This window comes from Rhizobium sp. SG2393, assembly GCF_042610495.1.
Lineage (GTDB): Bacteria > Pseudomonadota > Alphaproteobacteria > Rhizobiales > Rhizobiaceae > RU20A.
On sequence record NZ_JBHGAP010000004.1, the window covers coordinates 124226 to 141859 of the forward strand.

The window sequence follows — 17634 nt, forward strand, 5'->3', positions numbered from 1 at the left end:
AAAGGGTCGCGAAGAGTTGGGCAAGGCAGAGAATGCTGACGAAAAAAGGCAAGTACGGGCTGAAGGCGTTGATCGATCTCGCCAGTCTCGACCCGGGTGAAACGACGTTCGTAACGGACATTGCAGCGCGCAATACGATCCCGAAGAAATTCCTCGATACGATCCTGCTTGAGCTTCGCAATGCGGGCATGCTGCGCTCGAAGAAAGGTCCCGGCGGCGGCTATGCCCTCTCCAAGCCGGCCAGTGACATCCGCATCGGCCACGTCATTCGCGTGCTCGATGGTCCATTGGCCCCGATCCGCTGTGCCAGCCGCACGGCCTACGAGCCGTGTGACGATTGTTCGAACCCGGATGATTGCCAGGTTCGCTTGTCGATGACCGATGTGCGCGATGCCATCGCCGCCATTCTCGACACGATGACCCTGGCCGATCTCGTCGCCAAGGGACGCGAAACCCCAGCAGGTGCGGCACTCCTCGCCGGCGAATAGGCCGGCGACCGGAGATTGACCGCAGCGACCGCGCCTCGGCCTTCAGTCGAGGCGGTGGTAACGGCCGCCCTGGTAGGCGAGCGAGCGGCCCTCACCCTGGAGGACGCCGACGACACGGCCGATGACGATCACGTGGCTGTGGCGCTCGATGGCCTCTTCCAGTTCGCAATCAATGGCCGCAACAGCGTTCGACAGGAGAAGCGCGCCGCTTTCGCCGCGCTGCCAATCCGCGCCCGCATAGCGGTCCGGCCCCTTGATGCCCCCGATGCCGGCAAAGCGGTTGGCGACCTCCTCGTGTTCGGGCCCGATGATGTTGACGCTGAAGAATCCGGCGCGTTGCAGGATCGGCCATGTGGACGACGTCCGGTTCAGCGCAACCATCATGCGTGGCGGATCGACCGACAGGGCCGTTGCCGAGGTGACCGTCGCTCCGGTGAGATCGGCACCTTCACCCGTGGCAATGACGCTGACGCCGCCGGCGAGCGTTCGCAGCGCCCCCTTCAGTGCCGAGGGGTCGATTTCCGGACGGGGAAAGGCGGTCAGCGTGGCGACGGGGTCGAAGTCGCTGCGGGAAAAGGCTTGGCTCATCGCTGCATCCTGTCTGTTTTGAAGATCTGGCGAGGTGGCATTCACATCAGGAGCCGGAGGCAAGCTTGACATTGCCGCCATGGCCGCCACCGCCGAAAACCTGACGCACGCCGAAGTCGGAGCGAAGCGCGCCGACAGGGCTTTGCAGGCCGAGTTCGGGGAAAAGAAGTTCCGAGACCGTGTAGGCCTCCTCGAGATGCGGATAGCCGGACGCGATCACCGTATCGATGCCGATATCCTGATACTCGCGCAGCCGCGCAGCGACCGTCTTCGGCGAACCGACGAGCGCAGTACCGGCGCCGGAGCGGACGAGGCCGATACCCGCCCAAAGATTGGGTGAAACTTCCAGCTTGTCGCGCCGTCCGTTGTGGAGCGCCACCATGCGGGCCTGGCCGACGGAATCGGAGTTCTTCGCGAATACTTCCTGGGCTGCGGCGATGGTCTCGTCGGAAAGGCGCGAGATCAGCCGGTCGGCAGCCTCCCAGGCCTCCTCGTCCGTTTCGCGAACGATGAAGTGGAGACGGATGCCGAAGCTGACAGTGCGGCCATGGGCTGCGGCGGCCTTGCGGGCCGCGTCGACCTTCTCGGCCACCTGCGCCGGCGGTTCGCCCCAGGTGAGATACTTGTCGATAATGCCGCCGCTGAAATCGATGGCCGCGTCGGAGGAGCCGCCGAAATAGAGCGGCGGACGGGGACTCTGCACCGGCGGAAGGCCCAGCCGCGCATGGTGCGCCTGGATATACTTGCCGTCGAGATGAGCTTCGCCGCGCTCCAGAAGACCGTTGAAGACCTGGAAGAATTCGTCGGCGTGATCATAGCGCTCGTCATGCGGCAGGAAGATGCCGTCACCGGCCAGTTCCTGGGCGCTGCCGCCGACGACGATGTTGAGCAGCAGGCGGCCGTTCGAGACGCGGTCGAGCGTCGAGGCCAGGCGGGCGTAATAGGCTGGTGAAGCCGTGCCCGGGCGGACGGCCACCAGGAACTTCAGCCGTTCCGTATGGGCTGCTAGGTCGGCGGCCAGGATGAAGGATTCCTCGCAGGCGACACCGGTGGGGATCAGCACGCCGGAATAGCCGAGGCGGTCCGCGGCGCGCGCGATCTCGCGGAAATAAGCGGGATCCGCCGGCCGGGCCCGGTCATCCGAACCGAGATAGGCGCCATCCCCGGAGGAGGGGATGAACCAGAGAAAATCCAGGGGAGCGCGGGCATCCGTCATCGCATGTCATCCAGATCTGTTGAGCCGTCGCCGTCGGGCGAACCGTGAAGCGGCACCCGTCTGCCGAAACCAGCGCGATCGGGTGCGTATGCGGCAAGAATAATAATGTCTATAAATTTTATAAGGAATGATTTTCCGTTCTTTCGGCCCTGCGGAGATGGAAACAACTGTCGGCGGTGCCACCTGCGTCTTCAACCGACCGATTTCAGGGGTGCCGGTTCGTGGTCTTGTTGCACCGCCAAATGCGCGAGAAGGCCTTCGGCGACCAGCTCGGCATTTTCTGTCACTTGTGGCAGGCCCATCAGTTCGCCAAAGGTGCCGCGGGCCAGCGGGCCGGCGATGAAGAGACCTTCTACGGCTCTGCCTTTCGCCGAAATGGCGACGGATCGGGTATCGCAGGCGATGCCGAGCCCGGTGTCGCACAGCGTCAGCAGTCCTTCTGCCTCGAGGTTTGCCAGGAAGGGCTGAGACTGGAGGATGCTGCCATGGGCTGGACCGGTCGTCACCACGATGTGACGGACGGTGAGCGCGTGCGGTTCCCGGGTTCCACGCCGCCTCAACGTCACGCGCAGATCATCTCCATTGTTCTCGACCGTCCCGATCGAGGCGGCCTCCACCGTAAGGCGGCCGTTCGCGATCGCTGCTTCCAGCACGTCATCCACCTGCGGCGCGATGCGGAACCGATGCACATCCCAATAGGGCCGCAGGTGTCGGACGACCTTGCGCCGTTCGCCGACCGGGAGTGCCTGCCAGATCCGGCGTCCTTCGGCGCGCACCGCGTCGATCACCGCCTGCCAGCCAATATCGGCGGTCGCCGCCGTGCGGATCGTCTCGCGTATCCGCCGCAGGAGATGCAGTGCAGTCCGGCTGGGCGGATCGATGAAGGTGCCGAACGGCTCCTGGGCCACCCGGTTGTGGCCGCGCGAACGCAGCCCTCGACGTGAGATCGCATGGATCGGGCCGTGATGACCGGACGCGGTCAGCGAAGCGATCACGTCGGCGGAGGTCAGCCCGTTGCCGACGATCAAAACCGGATCGGCTGGCCGAATGGTTACGAGAGCATCGGCCTGTGTGGCGTCAGCGATGATGCGGGTGTCACCGGCGAAGGCCTGCAATTCGCGCGGCAGATGCGGGGCGGGATGGCTGGTGGCGATGACGATGGCGGCGGCGCTGAGGCTCGTGCCTTCCGACGTGGTGACGCGCCAGCCGTTGCCATCGTTTTTGATGGCGGTGACCGTGTCTCGCACATGGCGGATCGCGCCGGTTTCTACATAGGGTGCGATCTCGCCGGCGACATAGCGGCCGAAATCGGCGCGGCGCGCATAGGGCAGGCCGTCACGCCCCTGAAGGTGCGCGTCATCCACAGCGACGCGGTTCTCCGCCAGGAAGTCCAGGAAGCTTTCCGGCTTATCCGGATGCAGCGTCATCTTGCCGGCGGGCACGTTGATGCGGTGCGCAGGATCTGACGTGCCGTAGGCGAGGCCCGGGCCGAGGGAAGGGCGCGGCTCGAAGATCACGATGGGCAACGTCTGGCCCGCACTGCGTTTGAGGACATGCAGCGCCGTCGCCGCGCCCGTGAAGCCGCCCCCGATGATGGCGATGGTCCGGCTCTCGCTGTCTGTACCCACGGCTTGCACTCCTCTCACGCTTTGCACGAAACCGACAACGATCAGCCGGCTGCCGTGCGCAACTCCGTGACACCGCCGGCTGCCTCGCGCTCGGCGGCTTCCCGGCGCTTGACGGCCTCGATATCGCGGTAGCCATCGGCCGGATGTGTGCTCGGAAGGTAGGGCCCGTCACCGAAGAGCTTTTCGCGCAGCGTCCCTGGCTTGTAGGACGTGGGATAGGCGCCGCGCTTTTGAAGCTCGGGCACGATGTGGGCGACGATATCCTCGAAGCTGCCCGGCGTGATCGCGTAGGCGAGGTTGAAGCCGTCCACGTCCGTGTCGGCCACCCATTCCTGCAGGATATCGGCAATGCGCCCGGGCCCGCCCACGAAGACGGGGCCCATGCCGCCGATGCCGCCGAAGCGGGCGAGTTCGTCGATGGTCCAGCTCTTGTCGCCGCCTGCAATATGCTCAACGAAGGAGTGGATGGCATTCGTCTCGATGCGCTCGACCACGTCGGTCGGTGCATACTGGCCGAAATCGATGCCGCTCCAGCCGGACATGAAGGTCAGGGAGCCGTCATAGGAGACATAGGAGCGGTAGTCCTCGAATTTCTTCAGGGCCTTTTCCTCGGTCTCGTCGGTGATGACGGTGACGAGGGTGTAGATGAAGACCTTCTTGGGGTCGCGGCCGGCGGCGGCGATGCGGGCGCGGATATCGGCGACATAGGCCTTCAGCACCGACTTGGTCGGAGCCGCCACGAAGATGCACTCGGCATGCGCTGCGGCGAAGGCCTTGCCCGGTCCGGAGGCGCCGGCCTGATAAAGAACCGGGGTGCGCTGCGGGGACGGTTCGGTCAGACCGTAGCCGGGTACATCGAAATATTTGCCCTTGTGGCCGATCTCATGGACCTTTTCGGGATGCGTGAAGATCCGGTTCTGCTTGTCGCGGACCACGGCACCTTCTTCCCAGGATCCCTCCAGGAGCTTGTAAAGCACCTCTAAATATTCGGCCGCGACCTCGTAGCGGTTGTCGTGACGACGCAGGCCGGCTTGGCCGACATTCTTCGCACCGCTTTCCAGATAGGAGGTCACGATATTCCAGCCGACGCGGCCCTTCGAATGGTGGTCTGCGGTCGCGAGGCGCCGGGCGAAGGTGTAGGGGTGTTCGAACGAGGTGGATACCGTGATCCCGATGCCGAGATGGGTGGTGGCAAGCGCAATCGGTGCGGCCAGCTGCAATGGGTCGTTGACCGGCAGCTGCGCTGCCTGATGCAGGGCGTGATAATTCGAGCCCTTGTAAACATCGTAGTAGCCGACGACATCGGCGATGAAGATGCCGTCGAAAATCCCCCGCTCCAGCGTGCGGGCGAGATCCTGCCAGTATTCGAGATCCTTGTAGGTTGCCGAGCGATCTTCGGGATGCGCCCATAGACCCGGCGACTGGTGGCCGACGCAGTTCATGTCGAAGGCGTTGAAACGAATGTGGCGTGTCATACCGGTACTCCGGGTAGAGGATACCGCGAGGGGCATCATGTGGGTGCTGTCAAAGCGACAGGATAACGCCCCGTGATATCGAATACAGAAAATCTATCTTTTATATCCACTATTATGCGAAATGGCTTTTCTCGCTGTCGGCGGCCCGGTTTGGAAGAATGGCGGCCATATCCGCCCATGCTGGCGGCCCCTTCCAGTTCCAGGAGAGCCCGATGAACGCCCTGCATCTCGTCAAGACAACCGAAGTGGACGACAGCCGGTCGCAGCTTTTCGCCCGGGCCGAGGCGATTTCCGCCGATCTCGCCCGGCGCGGTGCCGCGCTTGATGCGGAGGGCAGGCCTCCCGTTGCGGAGATCGCCACCCTGAAGGCGGAAGGACTGCTCTCCGCCCTTCATCCGGCCTCGATCGGCGGCGGCGGGCTCGACTGGGTGGACGGGCTGCGTCTCGTGCGCATCCTGGCGCGTGGGGAAAGCTCGATCGGTCAGTTGCTCGGCTACCATTTCGTCAACAGCCAGTATCTCTATTGGGCAACCGAGGACACCGACCGTGCCCGGGATCTGGGTGTCGAAACCGTCTCCAAGCAGCTCTACTGGGGTGCCGCGGTCAACCCGCGTGATCCGGGCCTGACGCTGACGCGTGACGGCGACCACTACCGGCTGAACGGTCGCAAGACATTCTCGACCGGAGCCCATGTCTCGGATCGCATCAATGCGAGCGCGGCCTTCGGCGACCAGGTGGCGCAGCTCATCCTGCCCACCGACAGGCCGGGTTACGTGGCCAATGACGACTGGGACAATATCGGCCAGCGCCTGTCCGACAGCGGCAGCGTCGAGTTTCGGGATTTCCCTGTCTATGAGAGCGATTTCCTGCTGCCGCTGCAGTCACCCGGCGCCACACCCGGTGTTCTTTCCACCTTCAACACGCCGCTGATCCAGCTCGTCTTCGTCAACTTCTATCTCGGCACCGCCGAGGGCGCCCTTGCCGCGGCAACCGACTATGTGCGCACCACGACGCGTCCCTGGGTGACGTCCGGCGTGGAGCGGGCCAGCGAAGACCCCTACGTGCTGGAGCGGATCGGCGAGTTCCGCGCCGCGCTGAAAGCCACCGCAGCGCTTGCCGATGCGGCGGCCGCCAGCGTGCAGGCGGCGCTCGCCAAGGGCCGCGCGGTCACGGCGCGCGAGCGGGGCGAGGCGGCTATCGAAGCCTACGCAGCCAAGGTCAATGCGACCCATGTGTCGCTCGACGTGACAGCGCGCGTTTTCGAGTTGACGGGCGCACGCTCGACCGCGTCGCATTACCGTTTCGATCGCTATTGGCGCAATGTCCGTACCCATACGCTGCATGACCCGGTCTTCTACAAGGCGCGTGAAGTCGGCGATTTCGCCCTGAACGACCGCATCCCCGAGCCGAGCCTATACAGCTGAGCGGGCGTTCTGGCCTCATTCATCGGGCGGTTCCTCGGGACCGCCTTTTTTGCGTGTCGAATATGCCCGCTGAACGACATGACGCAAAGAGGCCCGGCACTGGCGCAGAATGATTGCCACCGGTGCCGGGCCTCTCGACTGCCTGCGTTTAGAGTGCGCCGTTTCGGGGCGGAATGATCCCGTTCAGGTGATAATTGCCGACGACATGGTACTTCCAGCGTACGGGATCGTGCAGCGTGTGGGTGCGGGCGTTGCGCCAATGGCGCTCGAGGTTCAGCCCGCGCTTCGTGGCTGCCGTGCCCGCAAGTTCGAAAAGCACATTGGTCGCGTCGATGGCGAGTTCGGTCGTCAGCACCTTGGCGGCTGCGACCGAAAGGCTGGCGGCCACGACATTGTCTTCGCTCGTCGAGATCTGTGCCAGGTCCACCTTCCGGCCGGCGCGCTCAAGGGTGGCCTCGGCGGCCTCGAGTCTGATTTGCAGTTCGCCGATCCGGGAGACTGTCAACGGGTCATCGGAGGCGCGTTCAACGCCGCTGTCGGTCCAGGGACGGGCCTTCTCCCGCACGAAGGCGATGGTTTCCTTGAGTGCTGCGCGCGCAATGCCGAGATCGATGCCAGCGTGGATGATCTGGCCGACGGCGCCGATCGTTCCCGGCCGTTCAAATCCCTTCTGGTGCTGCACGACGGCATCCGAGGTCACGTAGACGTCGCGCAGGATGGTCGTGCCGCTGCCGGTGGTGCGCTGGCCGAAGCCGTCCCAGTCATCGACGATCTCGATGCCTTCGGTGCCGCGCGGGGCAAACGCCATGGTCAGGCGATTGGCGTCATCGAGCGCGAAGATGGTGATCCAGTGGGCGAAGAGAACGCCGGTGGAATAGAACTTGCGACCGTTGATGCGAAAGCCCGCACCGTCAGCCGTGATACGGGTGTTGTAATGGCCAACGGTCTTGGTGCCGACTTCCGACAGGGCGTTGCCGAAGCGGTCGCCGGCGAGCGCGCGGCCGAAATAGAAGCGCTTCTGGTCCTCGCTACCATCGTGGCGCAAGGCTTCCAGAATGTAGAAGTGGTTCTGCGGTATCTGTCCGATGGAACTGTCGGCCTCCGACAGGATGGCCGTCACCTCGGCCAGGACGGCATTGGAAATGTCGATGCCGCCGTACTCCGGCGGAACGGTGATGCCGAGCAGGCCTGAGGCGGAGAGGCGGTCGAGCTCTTCATGCGGCAGCGCGCGCTCCAGGTCGCGGCGGCTTGCTCCGGTTTCGAATTCCGCAGCGAGCGTGCGGGCGACAGCGATCGCCTCCTCCTCGCTTTCGATGCGGTGGGCGACGGCACGGGTTTCGGCAAGCTTGATCACATTGCTCATGGTCAATTCCTTTCCGGAAAGGCCGCTCTCAGGCGCGGCCGGAGCTCTTGCGGTTGGCGAATCCGATGGCGAGGACCGAGAAGATCAGAAGTCCGGTGCCGACCTGCTGCCAGTAGAAGTTCAGACCCGAGAGCAGCAGGCCGTTTGCGACGATGCCGAGCAGGAGAACGCCGAGCACCGTGCCCGGCACGTTCGGCCGGCCGTGCCGGTCGAACGTCGTACCGATGAAGGTGGCGCCAATGGCGTTCAGCAGAAAGGCATTGCCGGAGGAGGGAATGTAGACGGTGACCGTCGAGGTGAGGATCAGGCCGACGATGGCGGCGGTCAGCGAGACCAGAATGTAGGTCGCGGCAGTGATGCTCGGCAGGCTGAGGCCGGAATAACGCACGACGCTTGCCTGCACGCCGGTGGCGATGACCGTGCGGCCGAATGCGGTGCGGGAAAGCACGACCCATGCGAAGGCAACGACCAGAAGCGTCGCGACGAGCGGCACGGGAATGCCGGCGATCGTTCCGTGACCTAGAAAGCGGAAGGCTTCGGGCACACCTGTTGGCGGCAGGTAGACGGGATTGCCGCCATTGGTCAGCAGTTGCTGCACGCTGCGCCCGACGAAGAGCGTGCCGAGCGTGGCGAGAAAGGGTGAGATGCCGATGCCGGCGATCAGTGTGGCGTTGAAGATGCCAACGAGCGCGCCTCCGGCAAGCCCGCCAAGGGCTGCTAGGGCAACCGGTTGGCCGGCAAGCACCAGGGAGACGAAGGCGAAGCTCGCAAAATCGATCGCGGTGCCGACCGACAGGTCGATACCGCCAGCCGAGACGGCAAAGGTCATGGCAATGGCGACGATGGTCAGGAGGGCGACATTGTTGACGAGTACGCTCAGCAGATTGGCGCCCGAAAGAAAACCGGGTGCGATGGCGGCAAAAAGCGCGAAGACGGCCGCAAGTGCTGCGACGAGGGCGTAGCGCCCGGCAGCCTTGCCGAGGGTGGCGGCGACAGACGGTGCGCTTTGGGACAGAGACGAGACAGCCATGTCAGATGGCCTCCTTGCGGCCGAGCAGGGTAGTGGCCGAAACCACCAGCAGGATGAGAAGCCCCTGGACGCCGCTGACCAGCGTGCTGGAAATGTTGAGCAACTGGAACCCGTTGATAAGGAAGCCGACGAAGAGGGCGGAGAGCAGCGTGCCCGTGATGGTCGGGACGAGGCGGCTGGAAAACACGCTGCCAAGCAGGGCCGTCACCACCACCGGCAACAGCATGTCGCCCGCGCCGGTCGTGCTGCCGGAGAGATAGGAGACGGAAAGGATGCCGGCGATGCCGCCTGTCAGGCCGCTGGCGAGGAAGGAGCCGGCAACGAAGGCCTTGACCGGCAGGCCGGCGGCGCGCGCCGCATCGGGAAAGGCGCCGACCGCATAGAGGCGCAGGCCGAGCGGCGTGCCTTGAACGATGGCGGCAACGACGAGCGTGAAGCCGAGCAGTACATAGGCGAGGACCGGAATGCCGAAGGGGCCGCCGGCGGATAGTGCCCCAAGGAAATCTGTGGCGGCGGGAATGACGGTGTTCTGCGTCAGCACCAGTTCGAGACCGGCGACGACATTCATCACGGCGAGCGTTGCCAGCAGCGGCACGATACCGGCAAGCGTCACGGCTGCTGCATTGACCGCGCCGATTGCCAGTCCCGTCGAAAGCGCGCCCGCGGCAGCCGCCGGATCGCTGTAGCCGGCCTGGATCAGGGCGGCATAGACGGCTGCGCTCAGCCCCATGTTGGCGGCGAGCGAGAGGTCGATGCCGCCGGTGACCACATTGGAGCCGCCGGCGATGATGACGATGGTGAGGCCGATTGCCAGCACGCCGGCGATGGCGGACTGGCCGAGCACGTTGCCGATATTGCCGACAGAGAGGAAGTACGGCGCCGTGACGGCAAAGATCAGAAAGACCCCGAGGAAGACGACGAAGGCGCCGGCGCGAAGCGCCAGCGTCGCGATGTTGCGACGGCCGGGTCGATGCGCAGTCAGTTGAGGCTCGACGGCGTCGCGGCGCGACTGCGCGATGGCGGTATCGACGGAGCTGCTCGCAGCCTGCGGGGCGGGGATGGTGGCGATATCAACCAGCATGGCGGAGGCTTTCCCTGGCGCCGGTCACGTCGGCGAGGATCTGTTCGGAGGTGCTGTCGGCTGTCCTGACCTCCCGGGCGATACGGCCGCGGAAGAAGACGAGCAGGCGGTCGGTGATGCCGCGCAACTCCTCGATGTCGGAGGAAAGCACGATGACGCCGGCGCCGCGTTCGGCCAATTCGCCGATGAGGCGGTAGATTTCCACCTTGGCGCCGATGTCGACGCCGACGGTCGGCTCGTCGAGAAGATAGATTTCAGACTGCCGGCTCAGCCATTTTGCGATCGCGACCTTCTGCTGGTTGCCACCCGACAGCGTGCCGACAAGCGCATCGATACCGTTGGTCTTGATCTGAAGCCGGCGAACGAGATCCTCCGTCGCGCTGCGTTCAGCGCGCCGGTCGATGAGGCCGCGGGAGAATCGCTTGAGGCTGGCGAGGGTGGTGTTCTCGAGCACGGAGAGCGGCAGCGCCACGCCATCGCGGCGGCGATCTTCCGGCACGAGGGCCAGACGGCGCGATGCCGCCCTCGCCGGGCTCGTCGCGGCGAGCGTCTTTCCGTTGACGGCAATCGTACCGCCGGTGGGCGTTTCCAGGCCAAATAGCGTGCGGATCACTTCCTTGGCGCCGGAGCCGACGAGGCCCGTCATGCCGAGCACTTCGCCACGCCGGAGTGTGAAGGAGACGTCGTCGTATCTGCCCGCCAGCGTGAGTTGCGAGACATCGACCAGAACCTCGCCGGGCGTCACCACGGGCTTCGGATAGAGGTCTGCGATATCGCGGTTGACCATCAGCGCGCCGATTTCTGCAGCGCTCGTATCCTTGACGGCGAGCGTCGCGACGTCGCGGCCGTTTCTGAGCACAGTGACTGTGTCGCAGAGATCGACGATTTCACCCAGATAATGGGAGATGTACAGAACGGTGATGCCCTCGGCGCTCAGCCGCCGGATCAGCCGGAAGAGCAGATCGGCCTCGCGCCGCACGAGTGCTGCAGTCGGTTCGTCGAAAACGAGAACCTTCGGGTTGGCGATCAGCGCGCGGGTGATCTGCACGATCTGCTTTTCGGCTGCCGAGAGGTCGGCAATCAGCGCGCCCTGCGGCAGGTCGAGGCCGAAATAGCGCTGCAGCGTTTCGGCCGCCTGCCGGCGCATCGCCCGGCGGTCAAGAAAGGGGGTTCCGGCAAGCCGGGGCTCCCGCCCGAGGAAGAGCGCTTCGCCGACGGTGAAGCTCGGCGTCAGCAGCCTGTCCTGGTGGATGAAGTGAATGCCGAGCGCCTCTGCGAGATGTGGCGTCAGGCGGTCCTGCGTGACGCCGTCGATCGCGATACGGCCTTCATCGGCATGGTGAAGGCCGGCGAGCAGCTTGATCAGGGTCGATTTCCCCGCGCCGTTCTGGCCGACGAGACCGTGTACGCTGCCGCGGCGGATGGTGAGATTGGCTTTCGACAGTGCCTCGGCGCCACCGAAGCGCTTGACGATGTTTTCAAACCGGATGACCGGCTGGTCGTCCTGATGGGGGTCCGGCATGGCGTCATGTCCCTCTGATAGCCCGGTTTCTGGCCGCTCGCCGCTTGTCTGGCAGGCGGTCGGCGCGGGTTTGCCGCCCCTGGCGGCACGTGCAAGGGGCGGCGCGGTCGCTCGGGAGGAGCAGTTCGCGGCTCAGCCGATGCCGAGCTTCTTGGAGACTTCGCCGACATTCTGCTTGTTGGCGAGGAGCGCCGGCACGTAGGTCTCGCGCGGCAGCGTTTCACCGGCGAGATAGCGGGCGACGTTGCGGATCGCGACGCGACCAAGCTCGGCCGGCTGCTGAGCGACGTCGGCAGCGGCCGGCGAGGCGGGGTCGGCGACGAGCTGGAGCACTTCCGGGCTGCCATCCACGCCGTAGGTCTTGATCTCGGTACGCCCGGCAGCAACGAGCGCCTGGGTTGCGCCGAGCTGCGGGATGTCCCAGGCCGACCAGATCGCCTTGATCGAACCCTTCTCCGGATACTTGGCGAGGATCGCGGTGATCTGCGTGAAGGCATCCTGCACGGTGTTAGGGATCACGTCGCGCAGCTCGGGCTGAACGATCTTCACCTTCGGGAAATACTTGGTGACGTTGACCAGCTGGTCGTAGCGAATGGCGCAGGGGGTCACGCCGTAGAAGCCGTTGAAGACCACGATGTTGCCTTCGCCGCCGATGTCGGAGACCAGCTGCAGGGCGAGATCCTTGCCGATGCCCCAGTTGTCGGAGGTGGCGTTGTTCAAGGAATTGGCCGAGCCCACGTCGATGGTGAAAACCGGGATACCCGCGTCGCGGGCCTTCTTCAGCCAGGGATCGATGACGGTCAGCGTGCCGAGCAGCTGGACGATGGCATCCGGCTTCTGCGCGATCAGCGTCTGGAGCTGCGAGACGAGCTTGCCGTCATTGCGACCGGCGTCCACCGCGATCGGCTCGCCACCCAGGCGCTTCACTTCCTCGATCTGGGCATTGTAGGCGTTGAGGTCGAAGAAGTGGTCGGTGCCGGCGGTGCTGATGCCGATGCGCTTGCCCTTGAGGGACAGCGTTTCTTCGGCAGCGGCAGTCTTCGCGCTCAGCAGGCTGGCTGCGCCGGCGGCGAAACCGGCAGCGGCCGTCAGCTTCAGGAGGTTGCGGCGGTTGACGCCGTTGGACGTGTCAGTGGTCATAATGCCCTCTCGCGTGGAATAATCTCTATAAATTAAATGGATTTACTAACCGAAGGAGGCCAGATTTTCCAATTTTGGGCGCAAGAGGAGAAAAGATTCGGTGTCCAGGGCGAGGGCGCGGAAGGGTGCCTGAGTCAGGTCTTTGCCGCGAGGAAGGTTTCGACCAGTTCGGTCCAGAAGGCGGCGCCGACGGGCAGGAGATCGTCGTTGAAATCATACGCCGGATGATGAAGCGGCTTTTCCTCGCCGGTCACGCGGCTGCCGAGGAAGAAGTAGCTGCCGGGCACTTCGCGCAGCATATAGGCGAAATCCTCGCTGCCCATGTAGGGGCGGGCAAGATCGGTGACGTTTTCGCGGCCGGCAAAGCGGGTGGCGACGTCGCGCAGGAAATCGGTTTCCGCCACATGGTTGATGGTGGCGTCGTAGCTGCGTTCGTAATTGATGGTGGCGCGCATGCCGAAGCTTGCGGCCTGCATCTCGGTAATGAGCCGAATTCGACGCTCGAGCTCATCGCGCACCTTCGGATCGAAAGAGCGGATGCCGACGACGATCTCGGCCCGTTCCGGGATGATGTTGCTGGCCGAACCGCCATGGAAGGAGCCGACTGTGATGACGGTCGGGTCCTGCGGGTCGATATTGCGGGAGACGATGGTCTGGAGCGCCATGACGATGGATGCGCCGCAGACGATGGGATCTGCGGTCTCCTGCGGCTCGGCGCCATGGCCTCCGCGGCCGTGCACGGTGATGCGCGCCTCGTCCACCGCCGCCATGATCGGGCCGGCGCGCAGGGCGAACTGTCCGAAAGGCAGGCCGGGTTCGTTGTGAAGCGCAAAGACGGCATCGCAGGGAAACTGCCGAAACAGACCTTCCTCGACCATGATCTTTGCACCGCCGACATTCTCCTCGGCGGGCTGGAAGATGAGATGGACGGTGCCCTCGAAATTGCGTCGTTCGGCGATCATGCGCGCTGCACCGAGCAGCATGGCGGTGTGACCATCGTGGCCGCAGGCGTGCATCTTGCCGGGAATGGTGCTCTGGTAGTCCTGGCCGGTCTCCTCGTGGATCGGCAGGGCGTCCATGTCCGCCCGGATGCCGATCGCCGGACCCTGGCCGTTCGTCAGCGTGGCGACGATGCCGGTGCGGGCGAGCCCTCTCGTTACCTTGTAGCCGAGCGCCTCCAGCTTCTCGGCGACGAGGGCAGAGGTGCGTTCCTCCTCCAGCCCGAGTTCCGGGTGGGCATGCAGGTCGCGGCGAATGGCGACCATTTCGGGGACGGCATTGGTGAGTTCGGGCAGTCGGGTCATGTCAGGCACCACGGGTCGGGATCCGGTTCTCGAGAGCGCGGAAGGCGACGACGAGAATGCCGGTCAGGCAAAGATAGATGGCGGCGAGCAGCAGAAGGGGCTCGTAGGTCAGGAAGGTCTCCTGTCGCACACGGGAAATCACGGCGTAAACATCGATCACGGTGATGGTGGCGACAAGGGGCGTGGATTTCAGCTGCAGCACGGTTTCGCCGGCAAGCGTGGGCAGCGCGCGGTGCACGGCCCGCGGCAGCCAGATGCGGCGGAAGAGCGTGAAACGTCCCATGCCATAGGCACGGCCGGCCTCAAGTTCCCCGGCGGGAATGCCGGCAAAGGCGCCGCGCATCACCTCGCCCTCATAGGCGGCGAAGGAGATCGTCAGGGCCGCCAGACCGTAGGGCCAGGACTGACGCAGATAGGGCCAGAGGAAGGAGGAGCGGATCTCCGGATACTGCGCGAAGATCGAGCCGAGGCCGTAATAGAGCAGCCAGAGCTGCAAGAGCAGCGGCGTGCCGCGGACCAGCGTGCAGAACAGCTGCGCCAGCCGCTTCAGCGGCCATGGTCCCGTCACCTGCACGAGCCCCAGTGGCACGGCAATCAAGAAGCCCAAGATGGCCGAGGCAAACAGCATGGCAAGCGTGACGAGGATGCCGGAACCAAGGCGGGGCAGCCAGGCCGACAGCCAGTCCCAGCGCATGGCGAGCGCCATCGTCAGGACGATGCCTGCGAAGACCAGCATGAGGACGATGCGGTGCGGCTGGAGCAGCGCCTTGAAGGAATTGCCTGCAGGTGCTGACGGCATGACGCTGGCGACGTGGTCGCGGGCATCCGGGGCGCCGGGCTCTGGCGGAACGGTCGGCAGGCGGGATGACAGGGGGTCCGTGCTCATGCCACCTCCGGGAAACCGCGCCGGGCGCGCCGCTCGATGAGGGCAATGATGGCGTTCGAGACGAGGGTGAGCATCAGGTAGAGCACACCGGCGGCGAGGAAGAACAGCATGTAGTGCTTCGTCGTGCCGGCTGCCTGCCGCGTCACCAGCGTCAGTTCGCTGAAGCCGACGACGGCGAGAAGGGCCGTGTCCTTGGTGGCGATCAGCCAGAGATTGGCGAGGCCCGGAATGGCATAGGGCAGCATGGCCGGCAGCGTCACCCGGCGGAGCATCTTCACCGGCGCCATGCCATAGGCGCGCGCCGCCTCGATCTGGCCGGCGGGAACGGCCTTGATGGCACCGCGCAGGACCTCCGTCGAATAGGCGCCCTGTACCACCCCGATCACGAAGATCCCGGCGGCGAGACCGCTGATGTCGATCGGGCCGTAGCCGACGAGTGCCAGAAGCTGGTTCACCCCGTCCGTGCCGGCGTAATAGAGCAGGAGGATGAGCACGAGCTCCGGCACGGCGCGCACGAGGGTGGTGTAGATCTCCAGGAGATCACGCGTCACCGGGCCGCCATAGAGCTTGCCGAAGGCCCCGCCGACGCCGAGCAGAAGGCCCAGCGAATAGCCGCCGACGGCGATCTGGATCGAGTTGACGAAGCCCGCCAGCAGCACGCCGCCCCAGCCGGGGGAGGAGAATGCCAGAAGGCTCCAGTTGATCAGGCTCGGGCCATCGGCCGCCATGCGCGTACATCCCTTGGAAGATGGACTTCACGAAACGGGTGGGGCCGGTTGCAACGCCGGCCCCGCACCGCTCACCCGTCACTTGCCGTAGATGTCGAAGTCGAAATACTTCTTCGAGAAGGCGTCATAGGTGCCGTTGGCGCGGATGGCCTTGATCGCGGCGTTGATCTTTTCCTTCAGCGCGGTGTCTTCCTTGCGAAGGCCAACGCCAACGCCGGCGCCGAGGATGACGGGATCATCAACGACATCGCCCTTCTTCTCGCAGCAGGCCTGACCCTGTTCGGATTTCAGGAAGGCATCGAGCGTGATCGAATCGGCCTGCACCGCGTCCAGGCGCCCGGCAGCCAGGTCCTGGTTCGCTTCGTCCTGCGTCTGGTATTCCTTGATCTCTGCGGCGGTCGAGAAATGCTTCTTGGCATAGTCGGCATGGATGGTGGAGGCCTGAACGCCCAGAACCTTGCCGGCAAGACCTTCCGGCGTCGCGTCGAAGGCCACGCCCTTGGCGCCGATCACGGCGGTCGGCGTGTTGTAGTACTTGTCGGAGAAGTCGATGGTCTTCTTGCGCTCCTCGGTAATCGACATGGACCCAATGATCATGTCGATCTTCTTGCTCGTCAGCGCCGGAATGATACCGTCCCAGGCCACCGGGGTGATCACGCAGTCGAGCTTTGCTTCGGCGCAGATCGCCTTCTGGAATTCCACTTCCCAGCCTTCCCAGTTGCCGTTGGCATCGGGCGAGGTGAAGGGCGGATAGGGTTCGGCGGCAAAGCCCACCTTCACCTGTTCGGCCTTGGCACCGGCGGTGCCGGCCATGGCTGCGACGAGCGCGAGTGCGCAGATCGTCAGAGCTTTCTTCATGGTGCATTCCTTTCGTGGGAGGGTCAGTGAATGGAGCGGATGAAGCGTTTGAGACGTTCGGATTGCGGATTGTCGAAGATGGCGTCGGGCGGGCCCTGTTCCTCGATCTTGCCTTCCGCAAGGAAGACGATGTGATTGGCGACGTTGCGCGCAAACTTCATCTCGTGGGTGACGAGCAGCATGGTGCGCTTTTCGCGCGCGAGATCGCCGATCACGTTCAGGACCTCTCCCACCAGTTCCGGGTCGAGCGCCGATGTGGGCTCGTCGAAGAGCATCACATGCGGCTGGATCGCAAGCGCCCGCGCAATGGCGGCGCGCTGTTGCTGCCCGCCGGAGAGGAAGGCGGGGTAGGCGTCGTGGCGGGCCTGAAGGCCGACGCGGGCGAGCAGTGCCTCGGCCGTCGCGTAGGCTTCGTCGCGAGGGACGCCGAGCACGTGAATCGGCACCTCGACCACATTCTGCAGAATGGTCATGTGCTGCCAGAGATTGAAGTTCTGGAACACCATGCCGAGGCGGGAGCGGATGCGCTGGATCTGCTTTCGATCGGCGGGTGTCTGGCCGCCGCGCCCGTCCGGCTTCATGCGGATCGTCTCGCCGCGGATGGCGACGGATCCGGCACTCGGCAGTTCGAGCATGTTGATGCAGCGCAGAAAGGTGGATTTTCCAGATCCGGAACCACCAATGATGGCGATCACGTCACCCTCTCGGGCGGTGAGCGAGACACCTTTGAGGACCTCGAGCGGACCGAACCGCTTGTGCAGATCCGTGACACATATGGCCTCGGCAGCGTTGGTCATGACCAGACCTCCGGCGCCGGGCCGCGCGGGTGCGCGACAGAATTCATGCGAGACCGTTCCCCTTTGGCCGTGCGGCAGTTTTTGCTCTTCACGTCGTCTTGCAAGA

At 64.7% G+C, this 17634-nt stretch carries 16 protein-coding genes; 2 read left to right on the plus strand and 14 right to left on the minus strand.

Annotation, left to right across the window (positions count from 1 at the left end; all coding sequences use genetic code 11):
- The first annotated feature begins 32 nt into the window (after window positions 1–32).
- On the plus strand, window positions 33–488 hold the full coding sequence (locus ACED18_RS12365) for an RrF2 family transcriptional regulator (protein WP_377292578.1): 456 nt from the start codon (window positions 33–35) through the stop codon (window positions 486–488).
- A gap of 42 nt (window positions 489–530) precedes the next feature.
- On the opposite strand, the gene ACED18_RS12370 is transcribed toward ACED18_RS12365, so the two are convergent.
- The 4 genes from ACED18_RS12370 to ACED18_RS12385 all read right to left on the minus strand — a co-directional run bounded on the left by ACED18_RS12370 (window position 531) and on the right by ACED18_RS12385 (window position 5395).
- Complete coding sequence (locus ACED18_RS12370) at window positions 531–1076, minus strand: flavin reductase family protein (RefSeq protein WP_377292580.1); 546 nt, start codon at window positions 1074–1076, stop codon at window positions 531–533.
- Between the two features lie 46 nt (window positions 1077–1122).
- Entirely contained in the window at window positions 1123–2292 is a 1170-nt protein-coding gene (ssuD, locus tag ACED18_RS12375) for an FMNH2-dependent alkanesulfonate monooxygenase (RefSeq protein ID WP_377292582.1), read from the minus strand.
- A 191-nt stretch (window positions 2293–2483) separates the two neighbouring features.
- Window positions 2484–3920 (minus strand): FAD/NAD(P)-binding protein, encoded by a 1437-nt coding sequence (locus ACED18_RS12380; RefSeq protein ID WP_377292584.1) that lies wholly within the window; start codon window positions 3918–3920, stop codon window positions 2484–2486.
- Window positions 3921–3961: 41 nt separating this feature from the next.
- Window positions 3962–5395, minus strand: coding sequence for an LLM class flavin-dependent oxidoreductase (locus tag ACED18_RS12385; RefSeq protein WP_377292586.1), 1434 nt, complete (start codon window positions 5393–5395; stop codon window positions 3962–3964).
- Between the two features lie 212 nt (window positions 5396–5607).
- Here ACED18_RS12385 and ACED18_RS12390 point away from each other — a divergent pair, with 212 nt between their 5' ends.
- Entirely contained in the window at window positions 5608–6819 is a 1212-nt protein-coding gene (locus ACED18_RS12390) for an acyl-CoA dehydrogenase family protein (protein ID WP_377292588.1), read from the plus strand.
- A gap of 148 nt (window positions 6820–6967) precedes the next feature.
- Here the strand turns inward: ACED18_RS12390 and ACED18_RS12395 are convergent, their stop codons facing one another.
- The 10 genes from ACED18_RS12395 to ACED18_RS12440 form a co-directional block, all read right to left on the minus strand.
- A complete protein-coding gene (locus ACED18_RS12395; RefSeq protein ID WP_377292590.1) occupies window positions 6968–8182 on the minus strand; it encodes an SfnB family sulfur acquisition oxidoreductase in 1215 nt (404 codons plus the stop codon).
- A 28-nt stretch (window positions 8183–8210) separates the two neighbouring features.
- Window positions 8211–9212 carry an ABC transporter permease gene (locus ACED18_RS12400; protein WP_377292592.1) on the minus strand — a complete coding sequence of 334 codons (1002 nt, stop codon included), beginning with the start codon at window positions 9210–9212 and terminating at the stop codon, window positions 8211–8213.
- 1 nt (window position 9213) lies between these two features.
- Entirely contained in the window at window positions 9214–10293 is a 1080-nt protein-coding gene (locus ACED18_RS12405) for an ABC transporter permease (protein WP_377292594.1), read from the minus strand.
- Window positions 10283–11815, minus strand: coding sequence for a sugar ABC transporter ATP-binding protein (locus ACED18_RS12410; RefSeq protein WP_377292596.1), 1533 nt, complete (start codon window positions 11813–11815; stop codon window positions 10283–10285). Before ACED18_RS12410 ends, ACED18_RS12405 begins: the two co-directional genes overlap by 11 nt.
- A gap of 132 nt (window positions 11816–11947) precedes the next feature.
- On the minus strand, window positions 11948–12955 hold the full coding sequence (locus ACED18_RS12415) for a sugar ABC transporter substrate-binding protein (RefSeq protein ID WP_377292598.1): 1008 nt from the start codon (window positions 12953–12955) through the stop codon (window positions 11948–11950).
- Between the two features lie 134 nt (window positions 12956–13089).
- Window positions 13090–14259, minus strand: a complete 1170-nt coding sequence (locus ACED18_RS12420) for a M20 aminoacylase family protein (RefSeq protein ID WP_377292600.1) — start codon at window positions 14257–14259, stop codon at window positions 13090–13092.
- Window position 14260: 1 nt separating this feature from the next.
- Entirely contained in the window at window positions 14261–15058 is a 798-nt protein-coding gene (locus ACED18_RS12425) for an ABC transporter permease (protein WP_377292712.1), read from the minus strand.
- A gap of 83 nt (window positions 15059–15141) precedes the next feature.
- The gene (locus ACED18_RS12430; protein WP_377292602.1) at window positions 15142–15873 is read right to left on the minus strand and encodes an ABC transporter permease; all 732 of its coding nucleotides are present in this window, start codon (window positions 15871–15873) and stop codon (window positions 15142–15144) included.
- Window positions 15874–15951: 78 nt separating this feature from the next.
- Window positions 15952–16731, minus strand: a complete 780-nt coding sequence (locus tag ACED18_RS12435) for a transporter substrate-binding domain-containing protein (RefSeq protein WP_377292604.1) — start codon at window positions 16729–16731, stop codon at window positions 15952–15954.
- 23 nt (window positions 16732–16754) lie between these two features.
- Window positions 16755–17528 (minus strand): ABC transporter ATP-binding protein, encoded by a 774-nt coding sequence (locus ACED18_RS12440; protein WP_377292606.1) that lies wholly within the window; start codon window positions 17526–17528, stop codon window positions 16755–16757.
- Window positions 17529–17634 lie beyond the last annotated feature (106 nt).